General features: G+C 70.7%; 19 protein-coding genes. 11 read left to right on the forward strand and 8 right to left on the reverse strand.

Annotated elements, in window-relative coordinates; all coding sequences use genetic code 11:
* Window positions 1-78: 78 nt before the first annotated feature.
* Complete coding sequence (locus tag ACTMTU_RS11680) at window positions 79-732, forward strand: GntR family transcriptional regulator (protein WP_441263399.1); 654 nt, start codon at window positions 79-81, stop codon at window positions 730-732.
* Complete coding sequence (locus ACTMTU_RS11685; protein WP_441263400.1) at window positions 729-2,036, forward strand: MFS transporter; 1,308 nt, start codon at window positions 729-731, stop codon at window positions 2,034-2,036. The genes ACTMTU_RS11680 and ACTMTU_RS11685 overlap by 4 nt, the downstream gene beginning before the upstream one ends.
* An 87-nt stretch (window positions 2,037-2,123) precedes the next feature.
* Here ACTMTU_RS11685 and ACTMTU_RS11690 read toward each other — a convergent pair whose 3' ends face one another.
* Window positions 2,124-2,948 (reverse strand): maleylpyruvate isomerase family mycothiol-dependent enzyme, encoded by an 825-nt coding sequence (locus tag ACTMTU_RS11690; RefSeq protein WP_441263401.1) that lies wholly within the window; start codon window positions 2,946-2,948, stop codon window positions 2,124-2,126.
* Between the two features lie 167 nt (window positions 2,949-3,115).
* Between ACTMTU_RS11690 and ACTMTU_RS11695 the strand changes: the two genes are divergently transcribed.
* A complete protein-coding gene (locus tag ACTMTU_RS11695) occupies window positions 3,116-3,922 on the forward strand; it encodes a carbon-nitrogen family hydrolase (protein WP_441263402.1) in 807 nt (268 codons plus the stop codon).
* A 42-nt stretch (window positions 3,923-3,964) separates the two neighbouring features.
* On the opposite strand, the gene ACTMTU_RS11700 is transcribed toward ACTMTU_RS11695, so the two are convergent.
* Window positions 3,965-4,459: an LURP-one-related/scramblase family protein gene (locus tag ACTMTU_RS11700; protein ID WP_441263403.1), complete on the reverse strand. Its 495-nt coding sequence runs from the start codon at window positions 4,457-4,459 to the stop codon at window positions 3,965-3,967.
* A gap of 115 nt (window positions 4,460-4,574) precedes the next feature.
* The gene (locus ACTMTU_RS11705; protein ID WP_441263404.1) at window positions 4,575-5,237 is read right to left on the reverse strand and encodes a hypothetical protein; all 663 of its coding nucleotides are present in this window, start codon (window positions 5,235-5,237) and stop codon (window positions 4,575-4,577) included.
* A gap of 128 nt (window positions 5,238-5,365) precedes the next feature.
* On the opposite strand from ACTMTU_RS11705, the gene ACTMTU_RS11710 reads away from it, so the two are divergent.
* Window positions 5,366-7,177 carry an NHL domain-containing thioredoxin family protein gene (locus tag ACTMTU_RS11710; protein ID WP_441263405.1) on the forward strand — a complete coding sequence of 604 codons (1,812 nt, stop codon included), beginning with the start codon at window positions 5,366-5,368 and terminating at the stop codon, window positions 7,175-7,177.
* A gap of 104 nt (window positions 7,178-7,281) precedes the next feature.
* On the opposite strand, the gene ACTMTU_RS11715 is transcribed toward ACTMTU_RS11710, so the two are convergent.
* The 3 genes from ACTMTU_RS11715 to ACTMTU_RS11725 form a co-directional block, all read right to left on the reverse strand.
* A complete protein-coding gene (locus tag ACTMTU_RS11715) occupies window positions 7,282-7,581 on the reverse strand; it encodes a hypothetical protein (protein WP_159689632.1) in 300 nt (99 codons plus the stop codon).
* Between the two features lie 197 nt (window positions 7,582-7,778).
* Window positions 7,779-9,074, reverse strand: coding sequence for a M18 family aminopeptidase (locus ACTMTU_RS11720; protein ID WP_441263406.1), 1,296 nt, complete (start codon window positions 9,072-9,074; stop codon window positions 7,779-7,781).
* Between the two features lie 189 nt (window positions 9,075-9,263).
* Window positions 9,264-11,090, reverse strand: coding sequence for an acyl-CoA dehydrogenase (locus tag ACTMTU_RS11725; RefSeq protein ID WP_441263407.1), 1,827 nt, complete (start codon window positions 11,088-11,090; stop codon window positions 9,264-9,266).
* 132 nt (window positions 11,091-11,222) lie between these two features.
* Here ACTMTU_RS11725 and ACTMTU_RS11730 point away from each other — a divergent pair, with 132 nt between their 5' ends.
* From ACTMTU_RS11730 to ACTMTU_RS11740, 3 genes are all read left to right on the forward strand, one after another.
* The gene (locus tag ACTMTU_RS11730; RefSeq protein WP_005314710.1) at window positions 11,223-11,675 is read left to right on the forward strand and encodes an SseB family protein; all 453 of its coding nucleotides are present in this window, start codon (window positions 11,223-11,225) and stop codon (window positions 11,673-11,675) included.
* A 144-nt stretch (window positions 11,676-11,819) separates the two neighbouring features.
* Window positions 11,820-12,776 (forward strand): pirin family protein, encoded by a 957-nt coding sequence (locus tag ACTMTU_RS11735; RefSeq protein ID WP_441263408.1) that lies wholly within the window; start codon window positions 11,820-11,822, stop codon window positions 12,774-12,776.
* Between the two features lie 179 nt (window positions 12,777-12,955).
* Window positions 12,956-14,023, forward strand: coding sequence for an AI-2E family transporter (locus ACTMTU_RS11740; protein ID WP_441263708.1), 1,068 nt, complete (start codon window positions 12,956-12,958; stop codon window positions 14,021-14,023).
* Here ACTMTU_RS11740 and ACTMTU_RS11745 read toward each other — a convergent pair.
* Entirely contained in the window at window positions 13,951-16,077 is a 2,127-nt protein-coding gene (locus ACTMTU_RS11745) for an ATP-binding SpoIIE family protein phosphatase (protein ID WP_441263409.1), read from the reverse strand. The genes ACTMTU_RS11740 and ACTMTU_RS11745 overlap by 73 nt on opposite strands.
* 139 nt (window positions 16,078-16,216) lie before the next feature.
* Between ACTMTU_RS11745 and aspS the strand changes: the two genes are divergently transcribed.
* From aspS to ACTMTU_RS11765, 4 genes are all read left to right on the forward strand, one after another.
* Window positions 16,217-17,989, forward strand: coding sequence for an aspartate--tRNA ligase (gene aspS, locus ACTMTU_RS11750; RefSeq protein WP_441263410.1), 1,773 nt, complete (start codon window positions 16,217-16,219; stop codon window positions 17,987-17,989).
* 137 nt (window positions 17,990-18,126) lie between these two features.
* The gene (locus ACTMTU_RS11755) at window positions 18,127-18,648 is read left to right on the forward strand and encodes a SigE family RNA polymerase sigma factor (RefSeq protein ID WP_441263709.1); all 522 of its coding nucleotides are present in this window, start codon (window positions 18,127-18,129) and stop codon (window positions 18,646-18,648) included.
* A complete protein-coding gene (locus ACTMTU_RS11760; RefSeq protein ID WP_441263411.1) occupies window positions 18,635-19,483 on the forward strand; it encodes a hypothetical protein in 849 nt (282 codons plus the stop codon). Before ACTMTU_RS11755 ends, ACTMTU_RS11760 begins: the two co-directional genes overlap by 14 nt.
* An 11-nt stretch (window positions 19,484-19,494) precedes the next feature.
* Window positions 19,495-20,277, forward strand: coding sequence for a L,D-transpeptidase family protein (locus ACTMTU_RS11765; RefSeq protein WP_441263412.1), 783 nt, complete (start codon window positions 19,495-19,497; stop codon window positions 20,275-20,277).
* A gap of 68 nt (window positions 20,278-20,345) precedes the next feature.
* Here ACTMTU_RS11765 and metG read toward each other — a convergent pair whose 3' ends face one another.
* Entirely contained in the window at window positions 20,346-21,953 is a 1,608-nt protein-coding gene (gene metG / locus ACTMTU_RS11770) for a methionine--tRNA ligase (RefSeq protein ID WP_441263413.1), read from the reverse strand.
* Between the last annotated feature and the right edge of the window lie 17 nt (window positions 21,954-21,970).

Raw genomic sequence — 21,970 nt, forward strand, 5'->3', positions numbered from 1 at the left:
TGGGTGTTTGCCGGAAATGGGCTTCCGTCATGCGGACGCGCCTGCCTGATGCACCTCTGTTGTATCTATGCTGTGCGCATGCCTGCCGCGCCCGTGAAACGACCCCCTGCCGCCGACCGCGTCTACACCCACGTCAAGCAGGCCGTCCTCGACCGGCGCTACGAGGGCGGCACCCTGCTCACCGAAGGTGAACTCGCCGAGGCCGTCGGGGTCTCCCGCACACCGGTACGAGAGGCGCTGCTCAAGCTCGAGGTCGAAGGGCTCATCAAGCTCTATCCGAAGAAGGGCGCGCTCGTCCTCGCCGTCTCCGCCCAGGAGATCAGGGATGTGGTCGAGACCCGCCTGCTGGTCGAGGAGTTCGCGGTGCGCCGGGCCGTGCCCGCTCCCGCCGTGCTCATCGCCCGCCTGGAGGAACTGCTGGCCGAACAGCGCCGCCACGCCGACGCCGGAGACCTCGCCGCCTTCGCCGTCAGCGACCGGTGCTTCCACGCCGAGATCGTCAAGCACGCCGGCAACGACATCCTCTCCAGGCTGTACGACCAGCTCCGCGACCGACAGCTGCGCATGGGCGTCGCGATGATGCAGGCGCTGCCGGACCGCATCACCCGCAACCACGACGAGCACGCCGAGATCCTCGACAGGATCAAGGCGGGAGACGCCGAGGGTGCTGCCGCCTGCGTGCGCGGGCACCTCGGCCGGGTCGAGGACCTGGTCCGGGGTGAGACACGGTGAGCGGCTCCGCCCCCGTCGTCTCCCTGCCCGGTGATCCCCCCGGCGGCCGCCGCGCCGCCGCGGTCTGGGGCATCGGCGTCGCCGTCTACTTCGTCGCCGTCATCTTCCGTACCAGCCTGGGCGTCGCCGGCCTCGACGCCGCCGACCGCTTCGACGTGGGCGCCTCCGCCCTGTCCACCTTCTCGATCCTCCAGCTACTCGTCTACGCGGGCATGCAGATACCGGTGGGCCTGATGGTCGACCGGCTGGGCACCAAAAAGGTGCTCACCATCGGCGTGGTGCTGTTCACCGTCGGCCAGCTGGGCTTCGCGCTCTCGCCCTCGTACGAGACGGCGCTCGCGTCCCGCGCCCTGCTCGGCTGCGGCGACGCGATGACCTTCATCAGCGTGCTGCGTCTCGGATCGCGCTGGTTCCCCGCCCGTCGCGGACCGCTCATCGGGCAGGTCGCCGCCCTTTTCGGAATGGCCGGCAACCTCGTCTCGACGCTCGTCATCGCCCGCATGCTGCACGGTGTGGGCTGGACCGCCACCTTCGTCGGCAGTGCCGCGTGCGGGGTGGTCGTCCTGATCCTGCTCTCGCTCTTCCTCTCCGACCATCCGGAAGGCCACGAACCCCCGCCGGCCCGGCACGCGGGGCCCGCCTTCGTGCGGAAGCAGATAGCCACGTCCTGGCGTGAGCCCGGAACCCGGCTCGGCATGTGGGTCCACTTCACGACCCAGTTCCCCGCCATGGTGTTCCTGCTCCTGTGGGGAATGCCGTTCCTGGTGGAGGCGCAGGGCCTGTCCCGCGAGACCGCGGGCAGCCTGCTGACGCTCGTGGTGCTCTCCAACATGCTGGTGGGCCTGGTGTACGGGCAGGTCATCGCCCGCCACCACGGAGCACGGGTGCCACTGGCGCTCGGCACCGTCGGCGCCACCGCAGCCCTATGGGCGGCCACCATCGCCTACCCGGGCGACCACGCGCCCATGTGGCTGCTCATCACACTGTGCGCGGTGCTCGGCGCCTGCGGTCCCGCCTCGATGATCGGCTTCGACTTCGCGCGTCCCGCCAACCCGCCGGAACGGCAGGGCACCGCGTCCGGGATCGTCAACATGGGCGGGTTCGTCGCCTCGATGACGACGTTGCTGGCGGTGGGCGTCCTGCTGGACGCAACCGGCGACGACTACCGCATCGCCTTCTCGTCGGTCTTCGTACTGGAGACGCTCGGGATCACCCAGATCCTGCGACTGCGCGCCCGCGCGGCACGACGCGAACGGGAACGGCTGGTGGCGAGCCGAGTGGAGGCGGTGCACGTCCCGGCCTGAGACCCCCGGGCTGCGACGGCGCCTCCCAGGTGCCCGGGGCGGCGCCCACGGGCCCCCGGGGCCCCTCCCAGGGCCCCGCAGGCACGTCTACGGCGTGACCGCGAACTCGCGCAGGATCGCCGCCGCCAGCTCCGTGTCCCCGTCCACCTTGATCCGGTCCGGCACCGCGGCGGCCCGGACGCGGCCGCAGGCCAGCCGGTAGTAGGTCTCCCAGTCCATGGCGAGGGTCACCAGCGGGCCGAGGGAGGGCGAGCCGTCGATCGAGCCGCGACCGTCGGAGTCGACCCGCACCGTGCGCAGGAACTCCAGCGGGCCGTGGACATCGAAGACGACGGCCGAATTCGCGGGCGCGCCCGCCTCCTTGGCGACCACTTTGGGCAGGCCCTGGAGGAGCACGTCCCGGGCGACATACGCGCCGGGGGAGTCGAGGTTGCCCGGCTTGTTCAACGCGGTCCGCAGGTCCTGCTCGTGCACCCAGGTGTCGAACGCCCGCATCCGGTAGGCGAGTTCGACCGTCTGCTCGGCCCCCAGCGGTGCCCGGATCAGGGTGTCGGGGCTGCGGTTCTCGTTGCGCAGCTGACGAGCCCGCCGAATCATCGTGTACTCGAGTTCCGCGGTCATCTCCGGCGCCGTGTGGTGGCGGCGCACATCGACCTGCATCTCCATGTAGCGGGCGAACTCGCTCCGCACATGGTAGAGATCGCGCGGCAGGGAGTGGATGGGGCGCGGGTCGCCGAGCATCTCGCACTCCATGCCGATGACATGCGAGACGATGTCGCGCACCGACCAGCCCGGGCACGGAGTGGCGCGGTTCCACTCACCCTCGACGAGCGGCCCGACCAGCTCGGCTATCGCTTCGATGGAGTGGGTCCAGGCATCTGCGTAGTTCTGGAGGCTGGGATGGACGGTCACGGGACCCCTCGGCGGTCGTACGCGGACAAATTGGACTGGCAGCGCTGTGGGGGTCCGGGGGTGGCCCCCGGATGAGCACAGTACGCTGCCCGAAGGCACCCCGGCAGTGCTTTCGTGTGACGATCGTAGGCCCGTGTTGACGGCTCGAATGCCAGGACGGTGGTAGTGTGCGCGCCTCTCTCCTTCAGATCGCAGTAGATCCGGACGAAACGGTCGATTCCCGAAGGCGGCGTGCGGCCTCCCTGGTGCGGGAACAGGCGGGCTCCGAACTGGTGATCCTCCCGGAGCTGTGGCCCGTGGGCGCCTTCGCCTACCAGCAGTTCGAGCAGGAGGCGGAGCCGCCCACCGGACCGACCTTCGAAGCCATGGCCGAGGCCGCGAAGGACGCGGAGGTCTGGCTGCACGCCGGTTCCGTCGTGGAGAAGGCCGCCGACGGCACCCTCTACAACACCGCGCTCGTCATCTCCCCCACCGGTGAACTCGCCGCCGTCTACCGCAAGATCCACCGTTTCGGGTTCGACAAGGGCGAGGCCGTGATGATGGGCGCGGGCGAGGAGCTGGTGACCGTCCCGCTCCCGGGTGCCCTCACTATCGGTCTCGCCACCTGTTACGACCTCCGCTTCCCCGAACTGTTCCGCGGCCTCGTCGACGCCGGCGCCCAGGCGCTGGTGATCCCCGCCGGCTGGCCCGCCCGCCGCCGCGAGCACTGGACCCTGCTCGCCCGCGCACGCGCGGTGGAGAACCAGGCCTACGTCCTCGCCTGCGGCACGGCCGGCACCCACGCCGGCGTCGAGCAGGCCGGCCACAGCATCGTCGTCGACCCCTGGGGCGAGGTCCTCGCGGAGGCGGGCCCCGGCGAAGAGGTCGTCACCGTGGACCTCGATCCCGCGAAGGTCACGACGACCCGGGACGACTTCCCCGCCCTCAAGGACCGCCGCCTGGGCCTGCCGGCCCCGTCCGCCCCCAAGCTCTGACCGCACGCGTCGAGGCAGGGCCCGCTCCGGGGCGGGCCCTCCTCAGCGGTCCTCCCGCTCCTTCTCCGCCATCCGGATCACACACACCGCCACCGCGATCAGCAGCGCCGCGTCGGCGTCCTCCCGTACGACGTCCACCCCGTACGTGTCACGCAGCGTCAGCCACCGCCGCGAGACGTGGGCAAGGAGCTCCCCCTCGTACTCGACCGCGAACTCCCGGTCGAGGATCCGCCCGCTGACGTCCAGTTCGGTGCCTTCGGCCAGCGTCACCCGGTAGTGGTTGCGCAGCAGTGACATCCGCTTCCTGCGCACGGTGGCCAGCGTCCCGCCGTCCCGTTCGATCGTCATCGCGTCCCGGACGCTGAACATCCGGCGGCGCAGAGTGATCAGCACCCTCCCGTCCGGGTCCTTGACCTCCAGGGTGTCCCGCAGCCGCATGGCCTTCCCGTCGACCAGGAAGGCGTGCCGCCCGTGCTCGTCATCGATCCAGTAGTCGTCGCCGATCGCGAAGATCCTGTCCCGCACCAGATGTTTCATGGCGGAATGAGTACCCCCGCGGGGGCTGCGGGACGGGGGTACGGCTGCACGTGCACGCGTTCGGGTGCCGTGGGCGGGCCGTGACCGGCCACGGTCCAGGGGCTGTGGCTGGGCGTCAGTCGCCGACCTGATGCTCCACGCGGTGGCGGATGTAGTCGTCCGGATGGCACCGGGCTGCCGCCACCGCGGCGTCCACCAGGTCGTGCAGCTCCGGCGGATAGTCCGACTTCCGGAGCGACAGGCCGGGGAGGATGCAGCGCCGGACGTCCAGGTCCTCGTTGCTCACGAACTCGCGCAGAGCGGCGTCGCGCCACTCGGCCCGGACGGCCGGGGCGTCATCCGGAGCTGCCCGGGCGGCGGCGTCCGGGTCCTGTGCCCGTACGAGGGGCTGACGCAGGGGCAGAGCCGACCAGTACCAGGCCCGCGCGGCGCCTGCCCGCTCCGGGTCCGTGCCCTTCCGCAGGTAGCCCAGCAGCGCGGACTGGACGCGAGTGTGCCCGAACGCGTTCAGAGCGGGCTCGACGAACTGACGGTTGAAGCTCGGATCGGGATCGTGGACGGCCGCCTTGACCAGGGCGTCGAACGACTTCTCGGGAAGCTCGATGCCTCGGCGACAGGCCTCCCGCAATGCCGCCCGTGCGCCGCGCTCCCAGGCCCGCCGATCACCGGGCTCCGGATCGGGAGCGACATCGAGCCCGAGGATCCGGACAACGTCCGCCAGGCACCTGGCGAACGGCTCCCGCCGGTCCTCCGTACGCTCAGGCAGCGCCTTGAACACCTGAATCGCAGGCGCCGTCCGACCAACTGTCGTCTCGTTCCCGTCCTCGGCCAACCGTCGCTCCCCTGTCGTAGGCCTTGCCGGACGCGCGTGATCCGGCGGTCGTGCCCGGATGGCAAGCTTGAAGCATGAACGATGCCGCCCCGGCCCCCACCCCCGCGCCCGCGCCCCGCCGTGCCCGTGTCCGTGCCCCCGAGCTGATCGGCAAGGGTGGATGGCTCAATACGGGCGAGAAGGATCTCACCCTCGCCGACCTGCGAGGACGCATCGTGATCCTCGATTTCTGGACGTTCTGCTGCATCAACTGCCTGCACGTCCTCGACGAGCTGCGCGAGCTCGAGGAGAAGCACCGCGACACCGTCGTGATCATCGGGGTGCACTCGCCGAAGTTCGTGCACGAGGCGGAGCACCAGGCCGTCGTGGACGCCGTCGAGCGCTATCAGGTGCACCACCCCGTCCTCGACGACCCCGAGCTCGCCACCTGGAAGCAGTACGCGGTGCGCGCGTGGCCGACGCTCGTCGTCATCGACCCCGAGGGGTACGTCGTCGCGCAGCACGCCGGCGAGGGGCACGCGCACGCCATCGAGAAGCTGGTCGAGGAGCTCGAGGCGGAGCACGCGGCGAAGGGCACGCTGCGTCGCGGCGACGGCCCCTACGTCGCTCCGGAACCCGTCGCCACCGACCTGCGCTTCCCCGGCAAGGCCCTGCTGCTGCCCAGCGGGAACCTCCTCGTCTCCGACTCCACCCGGCACCAGCTGGTCGAGATGGAGGCGGACGGCGAGACCGTCGTGCGCCGCATCGGCGACGGCGAGTTCAACGAGCCGCAGGGGCTCGCGCTGCTGCCGGACGGGCGGGTCGCCGTCGCCGACACCGTCAACCACGCCATCCGTGCCTACGACCCGGCGACCGGCGCGATCGAGCTGCTCGCCGGGACCGGGAAGCAGTGGTGGCAGGGCTCACCGACCTCCGGGCCGGCGCTCGAGGTGGCCCTCTCCTCCCCGTGGGACGTGGCCTGGTGGGAGGGCCGGCTGTGGATCGCCATGGCCGGGGTGCACCAGCTGTGGACGTACGACCCCGAGCAGGGCACGGTCCAGGTCGCTGCGGGCACCACCAACGAGGGCCTGGTCGACGGGCCCGCCGCGGAGGCCTGGTTCGCCCAGCCCTCCGGGCTCGCGGCCACCGAGGACCGGCTGTGGATCGCCGACTCGGAGACGTCCGCGGTCCGCTGGATCGACCGGGACCTTCACGTCCACACCGCCGTCGGCACCGGACTCTTCGACTTCGGGCACCGCGACGGCGACGCCGGACAGGCGCTGCTCCAGCACCCGCTGGGGGTCACCGCGCTGCCCGACGGATCGGTCGCCGTGAGCGACACCTACAACCACGCGCTGCGCCGCTTCGATCCCGCGACCGGCGAGGTGACCACTCTCGCGACGGATCTGCGCGAGCCCAGCGGGGCGGTGCTGGCCGGCGAGGACATCGTGGTCGTGGAGTCGGCCAGGCACCGGCTGACCCGGCTGCGGCTGCCCGACGAGGCGGTACGAGTGGAATCGGTCGCGCACCGCACGCAGCGTGCGGCGACCGATGTCGCGCCGGGCACGCTCCGGCTGGACGTGGTCTTCGAGGCCCCGGCCGGCCAGAAGCTGGACACCCGTTACGGGCCTTCGACGCGGCTGCTGGTCTCCTCGACCCCGCCCGGGCTGCTGCGCGCGGGCGACGGCGCGGGGACGGACCTGAGCCGTGAGCTGGACATCGATCCGGCCGTCGGGGAGGGCGTGCTGCATGTCTCCGCGATGGCGGCGTCGTGCGACGACGACCCGGCGAACGAGTATCCGGCCTGCCACGTCCACCAGCAGGACTGGGGCGTTCCGGTGCGGGTCACGGCCGAGGGCGCTACGCGGCTGCCGCTCGTGCTGGCGGGGATGGACCGGGCCGAGTAGGAGCGGACGGGCCGCGACCGGGCCAAGCGACCGGCCCGGCAGGAACAGGCTCAGCCGGACGGACTCAGCAGGAACAGGCCGGCGGTGAAGGGGGCGGGGGGCGGTCAGCGCGCCTTGGCCGCCTCTTCGAGGCCCCGCATCAGGTCGTCCTTGTTCATGCACGGCTGGACCTCGATTTTCGCCCCGAGCTCATGGAAGAGCGGCTCGAGGAGGAGGGGCAGCTGGGCGCTGTCCTGCATGTCGAACACGATGATGCAGGAGCGGCAGCCCTGGTGCGGGCCGAAGTAGGCGGCCTCCGGCTCGAGCCTGCCGAGGATGCGGCCCCAGATCTCCTGGATCCGTGCCGGGTCGGTCAGCTCGTTGGTCTGCTTCGTGTCCATGACGGCCCGCAGCATCATCCTCATGGCGGTAGCTCCGATCGTGTCGTGCCGAGTGGGCCCCCCTTGCCGCACTCAGCGTCGACCGCCCCGGAGGTGGCGGCAACATCTTCTACGCCGCTCCGGTGGGACCGGGCGCCGCAGGGAACAGGCCCTTGGCGAGGGCTTCCGTCACCGCCGCGGCAGGCCACGACCCCGGGCGGGGCCGCGGCCGGCTGCCGTGCTCAGCCCTCGAGGAACGCGGCGAGCGCATTCGCGAGCAGGTACGGGTCGTCCGCGCCGCACAGTTCACGGGCGCTGTGCATCGACAGGATGGCGACGCCGATGTCGACGGTGTGGATACCGTGCCGGGCCGCCGTGATGGGGCCGATGGTGGTGCCGCACGGCATCGCGTTGTTCGAGACGAACGTCTGCCACGGCACGCCGGCCTTCTCGCAGGCCGCGGCGAAGTGGGCCCTGCCCTGGCCGTCGGTGGCGTACCGCTGGTTGACGTTGACCTTGAGGATGGGGCCGCCGTTGGCGCGCGGGTGGTGCGTCGGGTCGTGCCGCTCGCCGTAGTTGGGGTGGACGGCGTGGCCGGTGTCGGACGACAGGCAGACCGTTCCCGCGAAGGCGCGCGCCCGGTCCTCGAGGCTGCCGCCGCGGGCGAACACCGAGCGTTCCAGGACCGACCCGAGCAGCGGGCCGTCGGCTCCGGTGTCCGACTGGGAGCCGTTCTCCTCGTGGTCGAAGGCGGCGAGGACGGGGATGAAGGGCAGCTCGGTGGAGGTCGCGACCGCGGCCAGGGCGGCCGTTCCGGCGTGCACGGAGACGAGGTTGTCCATCCGCGGGCCGGCGACCAGTTCGCGGTCGCGTCCCAGATATGCGGGCGGTTCGACGGAGTGGGCCATCAGGTCCCATCCGGTGACCTCGCCCTGGGGGATGCCGGACTCCGCCTCGAGGAAGCGGATCAGATCGCCTTCCTCGACGTCGCCGAGCCCCCAGATCGGCTGCATGTGGCGCTGCCGGTCGAGCTTGAGGCCGTCGGTGTTGACGGAGCGGTCGAGGTGGACCGCGAGCTGCGGTACACGCAGCAGTGGCCGGTCGATGTTGATCAGCCGGTGGGACCCGTCGCGCAGCGTGAGCCGGCCGGCGAGCCCGAGGTCGCGGTCGAGCCAGGTGTTGAGGAGGGTGCCGCCGTAGATCTCGACGGCGACCTGCCGCCAGCCGTACGCGCCGGTGTCGGGCAGGGGCTTGACCCGCAGGTTCGGCGAGTCGGTGTGTGCGCCGACGATGCGGAACGGGGTGTGGGCCGAGGCGCCTTCCGGCACGTACCAGGCGATGAGGGCCCCGCCGCGCAGTACGTACTTGCCGCCGGTGGTCCCCTCCCAGGCGTCCGTCTCGAGGACCTGCCGGAAGCCGGCCTTCTCGAGCCGTTCGGCAGCCGCGGCGACCGCGTGGTACGGCGTGGGTGCTGCCGTGAGGAAGGACATGAGGTCGTCGGTGTGGCCGCGATCGAAGCGGGCAGGTTCGCTGCTCATGGGTTCACCTTAACGAGGGGGTAAGTTGCCCGTTCGTCCATCTGTGACACCTGGTCCACAGGGTGCCGGCGACGGCTGGAAACGGTTGCCGTGACGGTCCGGCGGGGCACGGGCCAGGGTACCGAGGGGACGCGGCAGGGCCGCCGTCCGAGGAGTCGGACGGCGGCCCTGTGACGGTCTGACGGGAGCCTAGAAGGCGGCCTCGTCGAGGTCCATCAGCGAACCGTCGACGGTCTCGGCGAGCGCGCGCTCGACGGAGACGCCCGGGAGGACGTTGGCCGCGAAGAACTTCGCCGCCGCGATCTTGCCCTGGTAGAACGGCACGTCCTTGGCGGAGGCGGTCTCGAGCTTCTCGGCGGCGACGGCCGCGCCGCGCAGCAGCAGGTAGGCGACGACCACGTCGCCGGAGGCCATCAGCAGGCGGGTGGTGTTGAGGCCCACCTTGTAGATGTTCTTGACGTCCTCGCCGGTGGCGATGAGGTCGTTCGTCATGGTGCCGACGATCGCCTCGAGGTCCACGGCGGCCTTGGCCAGCGCGTCGCGGGCGGGGGCCAGCTCCTCGCCGCCGGTGCCGACCGCGAGGAACTTCTTGATCTCCTCGGAGAGGGCGTTCAGCGCCTGGCCCTGGTCGCGGACGATCTTCCGGAAGAAGTAGTCCTGGCCCTGGATGGCGGTGGTGCCCTCGTAGAGGGTGTCGATCTTGGCGTCGCGGATGTACTGCTCGACCGGGTACTCCTGGAGGTAGCCGGAGCCGCCGAAGGTCTGCAGCGACTGGGCCAGCTGCTCGTACGACTTCTCCGAGCCGTAGCCCTTGACGATCGGCAGCAGCAGGTCGTTGAGCGCCACCAGGGCCTTGGCGTCCTCGCCCGCGGTCTCCTTGACGGCGATCTCGTCCTGGATGGAGGCGGTGTACAGCACGAGGGCGCGCATGCCCTCGGCGTACGCCTTCTGCGTCATCAGGGAGCGGCGCACGTCGGGGTGGTGCGTGATGGTGACCTTGGGGGCGGTCTTGTCCGCGAAGTTCTTGAGGTCCGGACCCTGGACGCGCTCCTTGGCGTACTCGAGCGCGTTGAGGTAGCCGGTGGACAGGGTGGCGATGGCCTTCGTGCCGACCATCATCCGGGCGAACTCGATGATCATGAACATCTGGCGGATGCCGTCGTGCTTGTCGCCGATCAGCCAGCCCTTGGCGGGGTGCTGGTCGCCGAACGTCATCTCGCAGGTGTTGGAGGCCTTGAGACCCATCTTGTGCTCGACGTTCGTCGCGTAGACGCCGTTGCGCTCGCCCAGCTCGCCGGTCTCCCAGTCGAAGTGGTACTTGGGCACGAGGAAGAGGGAGAGGCCCTTGGTGCCCGGACCGGCACCCTCGGGGCGGGCGAGGACGTAGTGGAGGATGTTCTCCTCCATGTCGTGCTCACCGGAGGTGATGAAGCGCTTCACGCCCTCGATGTGCCAGGAGCCGTCCTCCTGCTGGATCGCCTTGGTGCGGCCGGCGCCGACGTCCGAGCCGGCGTCCGGCTCGGTGAGGACCATGGTGGAGCCCCAGCGCTTCTCGACGGCTATCTCGGCGATCTTCTTCTGTGCCTCGTTGCCCTCCTCGAAGAGGACGCCGGCGAAGGCGGGACCGGAGGAGTACATCCAGACGGCCGGGTTCGAGCCGAGCAGCAGCTCCGCGTAGGACCAGATCAGGGAGCGGGGCGAGGTGGTGCCACCGATCTCCTCGGGCAGGCCCAGACGCCAGTACTCGGAGTCCATGAAGGCCTTGTAGCTCTTCTTGAAGCTCTCGGGGACCGGGGCGGTGTTGGTCGCGGGGTCGAACACCGGCGGGTTGCGGTCGGCGTCCGCGAAGGATTCGGCGAGCTCGTTCTCCGCGAGGCGGGCGATCTCTTCGAGGATCGACTTGGCGGTGTCGACGTCCATCTCCGCGAACGGGCCGGTGCCGTACAGCTTGTCGCGCCCGAGGACCTCGAAGAGGTTGAACTCGATGTCGCGGAGATTCGACTTGTAGTGCCCCATGGCGACGGCTCCGTAAAGATCGGAAGTCTGGATTTCGCATCCACGTACCAGCAAGTAGCTACGATGATGCTACCCGTCGGTAATAAGATGCAACCCCTATCGGGGCAACTGTGACTCGTTACTCTTGCGGGCATGTACGGCTACGACCAGACCCCGGGCGCTCAACAGCAGCAGTACGTGCCTCAGCAGCCCTCCTACGGGGAGCAGCCGCTGTACCCCGAGCCGTCGCCGCCGTCACTGGCCGACGCGGTGCGGGCCTTCACGACGGGGTCGATGGCGGCCGAGGACTTCCAGCAGATCTTCGCGACGTCGAAGGTCTACTGCCCGCGCGGCGACAACCCGGGGTTCCTGGCCCTGCACAACACGCAGCAGCCGGTGATCCCGATGTTCACCTCGCTCAAGGAGTTGCGCCGGTACGCCGGCAAGGAGTCGAAGTACTTCGTGATCACGGGGGCCGAGGTGATCGACCTGCTGCCGACGGGCTACGGCTTCGTGCTGGACATGGAGGGTGACCACCGGATGGTCTTCGACGCGAAGGCCGTCGAGCAGATGGTGGACTTCGCCATGCGGCGGATGTACGGGTAACCGTCGCCGCGCCATGCGGGCGGCCCGCTGCCGGCCTCGCGTCCTTGTTTCCGCGCCCGGGAGGAATTCCTCCCGGGCGTTCTCCGTTTGTGGTGGCAAGAAGTTCATCGTTCAACTAAAGTCGTCGCACAAGGAGGTCCCGCCATGCCTGCAGTGACTGTCGAGAACCCGATCACCCTGCCGCGCGTCGCCGCACCCGCCGAGGCGCTGCCGCGGCCCGTGCTCGCCGTGACCACGGCCCCGAGCGGCTTCGAGGGGGAGGGATTCCCGGTGCGACGCGCGTTCGCCGGGATCAACTACCAGTACCTCGACCCGTTCATCATGATGGACCAGATGGGCGAGGTGGAGTACGCGCCCGGCGAGCCGAAGGGCACGCCCTGGCACCCGCACCGCGGCTTCGAGACGGTCACGTACCTGCTCGACGGAACCTTCGTGCACCAGGACAGCAACGGTGGCGGCGGAACCATCCAGAACGGCGACACGCAGTGGATGACGGCCGGCAGCGGCCTGCTCCACATCGAGGCCCCGCCGGAGGAGCTGGTGGTGTCGGGAGGGCTGTTCCACGGCCTCCAGCTGTGGGTGAACCTGCCCGCGCGCGACAAGATGATGGACCCGCGCTACCAGGACATCCGTGGCGGTCATGTGCGCCTGCTGACCTCCCCCGACGGCGGCGCCCTGCTCCGGGTGATCGCCGGCGAGCTCGGCGGTCACGAGGGCCCGGGCATCACGCACACCCCCATCACCATGGTCCACGCGACTCTGGCGCCGGGTGCGGAGATCACCCTGCCGTGGCGCGAGGACTTCAACGGCCTCGCGTACGTCCTCGCGGGCCGCGGTGCGGTCGGACAGGAACTGCGGCCCGTGCGGAAGGGGCAGACGGCCGTCTTCGGCGAGGGCGGATCGCTGACCGTGCGTGCGGACGAGTCGCAGGACTCGAACACGCCCGACCTGGAGATCGTGCTGCTCGGCGGGCAGCCGATCAGGGAGCCGATGGCGCACTACGGCCCCTTCGTGATGAACACCCAGGACGAGCTGCGGCAGGCCTTCGAGGACTTCCAGCGGGGCCGTCTCGGCACCGTTCCCGCGGTCCACGGCATGTAGTCGCTCCCTGCCGCTCCCTGCCGCTCCCTGCCGCTCTTGCGGGCGGCGGGCACGAGGTCGACGACCCCGCCGTCCGTTTGACGGGGCGTCACCCGTGCGGACCGGGTGGGCGGGACGGGTGCGGGCGGCCGTGGTCGGGTGGGGCTGTGCCCGAGTCGAAGCCGCTGCTGCCGGAGCCCATGAAGCGCCTCGCCGCCTGGTGCGTCGTCGCGCTGCTCGTCACCGGCGTCGCGGCCGTCGGGATCTGGCTCGTCGTCAGGTTCCAGACGGCCGTGACGCCCGTGCTCCTCGCCCTGCTCGGGACCGCGCTGCTGGGACCGCTGTACCGGCGGCTGGTCCGGATGAAGGTGCAGCAGTCGCTGGCCGCGGGACTCACGTGTGTCGCCGTGGTGGCCGTGGTCGGCGGCGCGGTCTACATCGTCGTCAGCGCGCTGATCGAGACCGGCGACCAGATCATCGCCTCGCTGCGGCAGGCCGCCTCCGACCTCTCCCGGCACTTCGGAGCCGCCGGGACCTCGCTCGACGACCTGGCCTCGAATGCCAGGGAACTCCTCGGCAAGTTCGGCGGAACGGCGGCCTCCGGTGTGATCTCCGGCCTGAGCGTGGTCAGCGAGATGATCGCGATCGCCGTCCTGGCGCTGCTGCTGATCTTCTTCTTCCTGCGGGACTCCGACCGGGCCGTCGGAGCGCTGCGCTCCGTCGCGCCGGGCGACGCCGGCGAACTCGTCGAGGCCATCGGGCGCCGCGCCTTCCGCGGTGTGGAGGGCTTCATGCGGGGGACGACGTTCATCGCGCTGATCGACGCCTTGTGCATCACGCTCGGGCTGCTGATCCTGCGGGTGCCCGGCGCTGTCGGACTCGGGGCGCTCGTCTTCGTGGGCGCCTACATCCCCTATCTCGGGGCGTTCATCTCCGGCGCGGTGGCCGTCCTGGTCGCTCTCGCCGACCGGGGGTTCGTCATCGCGCTGTGGGCGCTCGGGGTGGTGCTGGCCGTACAGGTGCTGGAGGGGCATGTGCTCCAGCCGATGATCCAGAGCCGTACGGTCCACATGCATCCCGCGGTCGTACTGCTGGCGATCACGGCGGGCGCCAGCCTCGCGGGCATCCTCGGGATGCTGCTCTCCGTGCCCGTGACCGCCGCGGTGTTCGGCGCCGTGCGCGAACTCCGGACGCGTTACGGCGCCGGGGGCGAGGAGCCCGGCGGGACCGGTCCGTCGCCCGGTGCGGCCGGCGCGCCCGGCTCGTAGAGCTCGAACCAGATCGACTTGCCCTCGCCCCTCGGGTCCACGCCCCAACTGTCCGCCAGCATCTGCATCAGCAGCAGCCCGCGTCCCGAGGAGGCCATCTCGCCGGGCCGGCGGCGGTGGGGCAGCTCGTCGCTGGTGTCGGTGACCTCCACGCGCAGACGCCGTTTCGGGGTGCGGTGTGCCACTTCGGCGACGATGAGCGCGTCGCCGTCGGTGTGGACGAGCACGTTCGTGACCATCTCCGAGACCATCAGGACCGCGGAGTCGACCTGTTCCGTGTCCTCCCAGTCGTGGAGCAGTTCGCGCAGATGGTGCCGGGCCGCCGCGATCCGCTCCGGCTGCGCCTGGGCGACGGCCATCGCGGTACGGCGCGGGGCCCGGCGGGACGGCTGTCCCTCCCGGCACAGCAGCACCAGCGCGATGTCGTCCTCGCGCCGGTCGGCGAGCGGACCGGTCGTGTAGTGGGACGACGGCCCGTGCACGGCCTGCACCAGGTTGTCGGCGAGGTCCTCCAGCGAACTGCCGGAGTGCTCCTCCAGGACGCCGCGCAGTCTGGCCCAGCCGGTGTCGAGGTCGTGCCCGCCGGTCTCGACGAGGCCGTCCGTGCAGATCATCAGCGTCTCGCCCGGCTCCAGGACGAACCGGGTCGTCGGGTAGTCGCTGTCCGGGTCGATGCCCAGCGGCAGCCCGCCCTCCGTGGGGCGCAGCAGCACCGTGCCGTCAGAGGTCCGCACGGCCGGCTCCGGATGCCCGGCCCGGGCGATCTCGACCAGGCCGGTGGGCGGGTCGACCTCCAGATAGAGGCAGGTCGCGAAGCGGGGGCTCGAGCAGTCGCCCTCCGCGTAGGTGTCGGTGATGCCGTTCAGGAAGCGGGAGGCGCGTGAGAGGACGGCGTCCGGCCGGTGGCCCTCGGAGGCGTACGCGCGCAGGGCGATCCGCAGCTGGCCCATCAGCCCGGCGGCCCGTACGTCGTGTCCCTGGACGTCCCCGATGACCAGGGCGGTGCGCCCGGAGGGCAGCGGAATCATGTCGTACCAGTCACCGCCGACCTGCAACCCGCCGCCGGTCGGCACGTACCGTGCGGCCACCGCCATGCCCGGGATCTCCGGGCCGAGCTGGGGCATCATCGAGCGCTGCAGCCCGAGGGAGAGCTCGCGCTCGGTCTCGGCGACCTCGGCGCGTGCCAGTGCCTGGGCGAGCATCCGGGCGACCGTGGTGAGGACGGAGCGCTCGTCGGGCGTGAAGGCGACCGGATGGCGGAAGGCCGCCATCCAGGCGCCCATGGTCCGGCCGGCGACGATCAGGGGCAGGAACGCCCAGGACCGGCGGCCGAAGCGCTGGGCGAGGGGCCAGGTGACGGGGTAGCGACGGCGGTAGTCGCCCGGGGTCGGCAGATAGACGGCCCGCCCCGTCCGAACCACTTCGGCGGCCGGGTAGTCGGTGTCGAGCGGCAGGTCCGTGAACGGCTGCTCGTCCTCCGCGCTGTGCCCGTGGTGGCCGGTGATCGTCAGATGGTCGCCGGCCACACCGAAGACCGCCAGGCCGTCCGGTGAGAAGCCGGGCATGGACAGGGAGGATGCGACCCGCAGCACCTCGGCCGTGGACCGGGCCTCCGCGAGGGCGCGGCCCGCGTCCAGCAGGAACGCCTCACGGTGGCGCCGCCAGTCACCGGTGACGGGTGTCTTGGCGGCCGTCGTGCCCGGGTGGGGCTCCGCCACCTCCTGGAGGGTGCCGACCAGCAGGTAGCCCTCGCCCTCCGCGCGCGCCTTGGTGCGGCTGCGGACGGTGCGCAGCACCCGTCCGGTCCCGTCCACGACCCGGAGCCTCGCCTCGGCGAGGGTGCCCTCGGCGACCGCCATGGAGATGACGCCGTTGATCTCGCCCCAGTCGATGGGGTGGAAGCGGGCGCGTACGGCGGACGCGGGGACATCACCTGCCCCGGCTGCGAGCTCGATCAGCCTGGCGGCCTCGGCATCGAGGGTGACCGTGCCGGACGCGGTGTCCCATCGCCACACGCCGGTCGCGATCGCGGCGAGAACATCCTCCGTGCCCATTGGTTCACTTTATTCCGATCATCACGGTTATGACGTGCGGGGAGGGTGTCGCGTCTATGTCAATGGGCGGCAGTGAGGCCGGGCGGTAACCTTGCAACGGTTGTGCCCACCCCGAATCGCTAAGACTGGATGAACGACGATGCATCGGTACAGGTCCCACACCTGCGGCGAGCTCCGCGCCTCTGACGTCGGAGCCGACGTCCGGCTGAGCGGCTGGCTGCACAATCGCCGAGACCTGGGTGGCATCCTCTTCATCGATCTGCGCGACCACTACGGCATCACGCAGCTCGTCGCCCGGCCCGGCACGAAGGCCGCGGAGGTGCTCGACAAGCTCACCAAGGAGACGGTGATCCGCGTCGACGGCAAGGTCGTCTCCCGCGGCGCCGAGAACGTCAACCCGGACCTCCCCACCGGTGAGGTCGAGGTCGAGGCCGCCGAGGTCGAGGTCCTCGGCGCCGCCAAGCAGCTTCCGTTCACCGTCAACACCGACGACGGTGTGAACGAGGAGCGCCGGCTGGAGTACCGCTTCCTCGACCTGCGCCGTGAGCGCATGCACCGCAACATCATGCTGCGCACCGCCGTCATCTCCGCCATCCGGCACAAGATGACCGCGCTCGGCTTCAACGAGATGGCCACCCCGATCCTCGCCGCGACGTCCCCCGAGGGCGCCCGCGACTTCGTGGTGCCGTCCCGCCTCAACCCGGGCAAGTTCTACGCGCTGCCGCAGGCCCCGCAGCAGTTCAAGCAGCTGCTGATGATCTCCGGCTTCGACCGCTACTTCCAGATCGCGCCGTGCTTCCGCGACGAGGACGCCCGCGCCGACCGCTCGCCCGGCGAGTTCTACCAGCTCGACGTCGAGATGAGCTTCGTCGAGCAGGAGGACGTCTTCCAGCCGATCGAGAAGCTGATGACGGAGCTCTTCGAGGAGTTCGGCGGCGGCCGCCACGTCACCTCTCCCTTCCCGCGCATCCCGTTCCGCGAGGCGATGCTGAAGTACGGCTCCGACAAGCCGGACCTGCGCGCCAAGCTGGAGCTCGTCGACATCTCCGACGTCTTCGCGGGCTCGGAGTTCAAGGCCTTCGCCGGCAAGCACGTCCGCGCCCTGGCCGTGCCGGACACCGCCGACCAGCCCCGCAAGTTCTTCGACGGCCTCGGCGACTACGCCGTCGAGCAGGGCGCCAAGGGCCTCGCCTGGGTGCGTGTCGGCAACGACGGAGCCCTGAGCGGCCCCATCGCCAAGTTCCTCACCGAGGAGAACGTCAAGGTCCTCACGGAGCGCTTGGCCCTCGCCGCCGGCCACGCGGTCTTCTTCGGCGCCGGCGACTTCGACGAGGTCTCGAAGATCATGGGCGCCGTCCGGGTCGAGGCCGCCAAGCGCGCCGGCCACTTCGAGGAGAACGTCTTCCGCTTCTGCTGGATCGTCGACTTCCCGATGTACGAGCGGGACGAGGACACCGGCAAGATCGACTTCTCGCACAACCCGTTCTCGATGCCGCAGGGCGGCCTCGAGGCCCTGGAGACCAAGGACCCGCTGGACATCCTCGGCTGGCAGTACGACATCGTCTGCAACGGCGTCGAGCTGTCCTCCGGCGCGATCCGGAACCACGAGCCCGAGATCATGTTCAAGGCGTTCGAGATCGCGGGCTACTCCCGTGAGACCGTCGAGCACGAGTTCGCCGGCATGCTCCGCGCCTTCGAGTACGGCGCCCCGCCGCACGGCGGCATCGCCCCCGGTATCGACCGCATCGTGATGCTGCTGGCCGACGAGCCCAACATCCGCGAGACGATCGCGTTCCCGCTCAACGGCAACGCGCAGGACCTGCTGATGGGCGCGCCCACCGAGCTCGACGAGGCCCGTCTGCGCGAGCTGAACATCCAGCTGCGCAAGCCGGTCGCCAAGTCCGGCGAGTAGCACCGCACGAGCACCGCACGGAGAAGGGCCCCGGAACCATCGAGTTCCGGGGCCCTTCTTCGTGTCCGGAGGCAACCCGACCGGGACGCCACCGCGTTCAACTGGTGTGGAACACCGAACGGGACGGCGAGGAACGGATGCGCGGTGGGCGGGGCGAGCGCGACTTCGAGGAGTTCGTCGCCGCGCGCGGCCCCAGGCTGTTGCGGATGGCGTGGCTGCTGACCGGCGACGCCCACCTCGCGGAGGACCTGCTCCAGACCGTGCTGGCACGGGTCTGGCCGAAGTGGCACCGGATCGCGAGGGACCGGCCGGAGGCGTACGTCCGCAAGGCCCTCGTCCACACCCACGCCTCCTGGTGGCGCAGACGCTGGCGGGGCGAGGTCCCGCACGGCGTGCTGCCGGACCGGGCGGGGGACACGGACGCGTACGAGGGCGTCGACCTGGAGCAGTCGCTGGCCGCGGCCGTACGGCTGCTGCCCGTGCGGCAACGGGCCGTCGTGGTGCTGCGCTACTTCGAGGACCTGAGCGTCGAGGACACGGCGGCGACCCTCGGCTGCGCACCCGGCACCGTCAAGAGCCAGGCGGCCAAGGCGCTGCGCACCCTGCGGGACGCGCTGCCCGCCGCTGTGGAAGGCGGTGAGCGCTGTGGCCGGCCTTGATGACACAGGAGGCCAGAAGCCTGCCGGCAGTGGTGCCGAGGGGGCGGACGAGTCCGAACTGCGTGTCCTGCTCGAGCGGGCGGTGCCCCGGCTGCCCGCCCCCACGGAGCGGATGCAGCGGGTACGGGAGCGTGTCGCCCGCCGCCGGCGCTCGCGCCGCGCCGCCGGAGGGGCAGCGTGCGCGGTGTCCGCCCTCATCGTCGCGGGGACGCTGCTGCCCGGTGCCGGCCAGGGCGGCGGGTCCGCGCTGCCCGCCGCGTCCGCTCCGTTCCCGCCTTCCTCGTCCGCCCCGCACCTGGTGAAGCTCCGCTTCGACGGGCCGGCCGGTCTGGTCCTGCCCCTGCCGTCCTCCTGGGACGTTCTTGAGGTGGAGGCGGACCCCCGGCAGAAGGCGACCACCCGTGGATACGCCGCCACACAGCCGCTCTCCACGTACGACCGGCCCTGTTCCAGGGACCCGTGGGGCTGTCCGCCGGTGAAGACGCTGAAGGGGGGAGGCGCGCTGCTCGTCGTGACCGCGGAGCACCCCGGACCGTTGGGCAAGAAGGCGCTGGAGCCACCCGTTCTGCATGAATCCGGCACCGTCTCCCCCGGCTGTCGCGCGATCGGCGGCGTACAGGAGCTCAGCGGGCTCATCGGCGGCCCGGGCGCCGGGGACCCGCTCGCCACCGCGCACCTGTGCCTGGCCGAGGACGCCGGCGGGGCCCTGAGTGAAGCACGCCACATGATCGCCGGGGCCCGTTTCGTACCGACGGGGGCGGACACCGGACCCACGCCACCTGCCCCGGGCAGCACGCCCGGGCAGGACGGCGACCATGCGCAACCCGAGGACTGAGAGGCCCGTACATGCTCGCCAACCGAACCCTCGTCGTGCTCGCCTGCGCCGGCGTGCTCCTGACCGGCTGCACGGCGGCCGGTCAGGACACCGCGGTCGAGGACCGGTCCAGGACCGCGGGCGCCGCGTCCGGCGGGGAGGACCACGGAGGGAACAGCGGCCGAGCGGGACGTTCCGCGCCGGAACCCCAGGCCGTCAGGCCCGCGGAGATCCCCGCCCTCGGGCCGAGGACCCGCGCGGCGGTCCCGGAGGACGCCCTTCAGGCCGTCGTCGTCACCGGGAAGGATGCGGATTCCAACCGGGCAACGGCGGTGCTGTACGAGCGGGAGCCGGGGCAGGGCTGGCAGCCCGCGTCCGGTCCGTGGCACGGGCACAACGCGCTCAAGGGCTGGACGGACGACCACCGCCAGGGCGACCTGCGCTCACCGGTCGGCGTCTTCGGGCTCACCGACGCCGGTGGCAGACTCCCCGACCCGGGCACGGAGCTCCCGTACGACCGTGGGCCCGCCTTCAGGATCAGCGGGCGTGGATTCGAGGGGGAGCCGCTCGCCGGTTCCTTCGACTACGTCGTGGCCGTCAACTACAACCGCAGGCCCGGCACCACACCCCTGGACTGGACCCGTCCGCTCGGCGCCGGGAAGGGCGGCGGCATCTGGATCCACGTCGACCACGGGGGGCCGACGCAGGGCTGTGTGTCGCTGCCGCGCGGCCGGATGAAGGAGCTGCTGCGGTGGCTGGACCCGGCCAAGCGGCCGGTGGTGGTGATGGGTGACGCGGCGGCGCTGGCGCGCTGAGAGCGACGGCGAGGGCCCGGAACCGCCGAGCGGTTCCGGGCCCTCGCCGTGTCGCACATCAGTGCATGTCAGGCCTTCTTCGGCTCCTCCAGGCGCGGGAACAGGACCGCGCCCTTCGTCACCGTCGCTCCGGCGGGCAGCTTGCCCCACTCGCCGGCCTCCTGGACCTTCTGGTCCGCGAGGGCGCCCAGCGGGGCCTCGGCGCCGAGGGAGTCCCACAGCTTCTGGGACGTCTCCGGCATGACCGGGTTGAGCAGGACCGCGACCGCGCGCAGGGACTCCGCCGCCGTGTACAGGATCGTCGCGAGACGCGCCCGGCCCTCGGGGGAGTCGTCCTTCGCGACCTTCCACGGCTCCTGCTCCGTGATGTAGCCGTTGACCTGCTTCACGAACTCGAAGACGCTCAGGATGCCGCTCTGGAAGTCCAGCTCCTCGCCGATCTTCCGGTCGGCCTCCGCGACCGCCTTCGCCAGACCGTCCTGGACGGCCTTCTCCGCCTCGCCCGAGGCCGTGGCCGCGGGCAGTGCACCGTCGAAGTACTTGCCGACCATCGCCGCCACGCGGGAGGCGAGGTTGCCGTAGTCGTTGGCGAGCTCGGAGGTGTACCGGGCGGTGAAGTCCTCCCAGGAGAACGAACCGTCCTGGCCGAACGCGATGGCGCGCAGGAAGTACCAGCGGTACGCGTCCACACCGAAGTGGGACGTCAGGTCCTGCGGCTTGATGCCGGTCAGGTTGGACTTCGACATCTTCTCGCCGCCGACCATCAGCCAGCCGTTGGCAGCGACCTTGCCGGGCACCGGCAGGCCCTGCGCCATCAGCATCGCGGGCCAGATGATCGCGTGGAAACGCAGGATGTCCTTGCCCACCAGGTGGACGTTCGCCGGGAAGGTCTCGTCGAACTTCGCCTGGTTCGAGCCGTAGCCGACAGCGGTGGCGTAGTTGAGGAGCGCGTCGATCCACACGTAGATGACGTGCTTCTCGTCCCACGGGACCGGAACGCCCCAGTCGAACGTCGAGCGCGAGATGGACAGGTCCTGAAGGCCCTGCTTGACGAAGTTCACGACCTCGTTGCGGGCCGACTCGGGCTGGATGAAGTCCGGGTTCGCCGCGTAGAAGTCGAGCAGCTTCGGGCCGTACTCGCTGAGCTTGAAGAAGTAGTTCTCCTCCTTGAGGATCTCCACCGGCTTCTTGTGGATCGGGCACAGCTTGGTGCCGTCCTCGGCCTCGATGAGGTCGCCGGGGAGCTTGTACTCCTCACAGCCCACGCAGTACGGGCCTTCGTACCCGCCCTTGTAGATCTCGCCCTTGTCGTACAGGTCCTGCACGAACTCCTGCACACGGTCCGTGTGCCGCTTCTCCGTGGTGCGGATGAAGTCGTCGTTCGCGATGTTCAGGTGCTCCCAGAGGGGCTTCCAGGCCTCCTCGACGAGCTTGTCGCACCACTCCTGGGGCGTGACGCCGTTCGCCTCCGCGGTGCGCATGATCTTCTGACCGTGCTCGTCCGTGCCGGTGAGGTACCACACCTTCTCGCCACGCTGACGGTGCCAGCGTGTGAGCACGTCGCCTGCGACGGTCGTATAGGCGTGGCCCAGGTGAGGAGCGTCGTTGACGTAGTAAATGGGGGTCGAGACGTAATACGCCTTCGCCCCCTGCTTCTCGGATCCAGTGGCCGCCATGGTCGAAATCCTATCGG

This window comes from Streptomyces sp. OZ13 (assembly GCF_052068155.1).
Lineage (GTDB): Bacteria > Actinomycetota > Actinomycetes > Streptomycetales > Streptomycetaceae > Streptomyces.

Excerpts from the sequence above, each read along its gene's own strand:
- ACTMTU_RS11715 (WP_159689632.1), bottom strand. The coding sequence starts at position 7,581 with ATGAGGATGATGCTGCGGGCCGTCATGGACACGAAGCAGACCAACGAG.
- ACTMTU_RS11745 (WP_441263409.1), bottom strand. The coding sequence starts at position 16,077 with ATGGGCACGGAGGATGTTCTCGCCGCGATCGCGACCGGCGTGTGGCGA.
- ACTMTU_RS11720 (WP_441263406.1), bottom strand. The coding sequence starts at position 9,074 with ATGAGCAGCGAACCTGCCCGCTTCGATCGCGGCCACACCGACGACCTC.
- ACTMTU_RS11710 (WP_441263405.1), top strand. The coding sequence starts at position 5,366 with ATGAACGATGCCGCCCCGGCCCCCACCCCCGCGCCCGCGCCCCGCCGT.
- ACTMTU_RS11725 (WP_441263407.1), bottom strand. The coding sequence starts at position 11,090 with ATGGGGCACTACAAGTCGAATCTCCGCGACATCGAGTTCAACCTCTTC.
- ACTMTU_RS11680 (WP_441263399.1), top strand. The coding sequence starts at position 79 with ATGCCTGCCGCGCCCGTGAAACGACCCCCTGCCGCCGACCGCGTCTAC.
- ACTMTU_RS11700 (WP_441263403.1), bottom strand. The coding sequence starts at position 4,459 with ATGAAACATCTGGTGCGGGACAGGATCTTCGCGATCGGCGACGACTAC.
- ACTMTU_RS11755 (WP_441263709.1), top strand. The coding sequence starts at position 18,127 with ATGCGCGGTGGGCGGGGCGAGCGCGACTTCGAGGAGTTCGTCGCCGCG.
- aspS (WP_441263410.1), top strand. The coding sequence starts at position 16,217 with ATGCATCGGTACAGGTCCCACACCTGCGGCGAGCTCCGCGCCTCTGAC.
- ACTMTU_RS11730 (WP_005314710.1), top strand. The coding sequence starts at position 11,223 with ATGTACGGCTACGACCAGACCCCGGGCGCTCAACAGCAGCAGTACGTG.
- ACTMTU_RS11765 (WP_441263412.1), top strand. The coding sequence starts at position 19,495 with ATGCTCGCCAACCGAACCCTCGTCGTGCTCGCCTGCGCCGGCGTGCTC.
- ACTMTU_RS11740 (WP_441263708.1), top strand. The coding sequence starts at position 12,956 with ATGAAGCGCCTCGCCGCCTGGTGCGTCGTCGCGCTGCTCGTCACCGGC.
- metG (WP_441263413.1), bottom strand. The coding sequence starts at position 21,953 with ATGGCGGCCACTGGATCCGAGAAGCAGGGGGCGAAGGCGTATTACGTC.
- ACTMTU_RS11735 (WP_441263408.1), top strand. The coding sequence starts at position 11,820 with ATGCCTGCAGTGACTGTCGAGAACCCGATCACCCTGCCGCGCGTCGCC.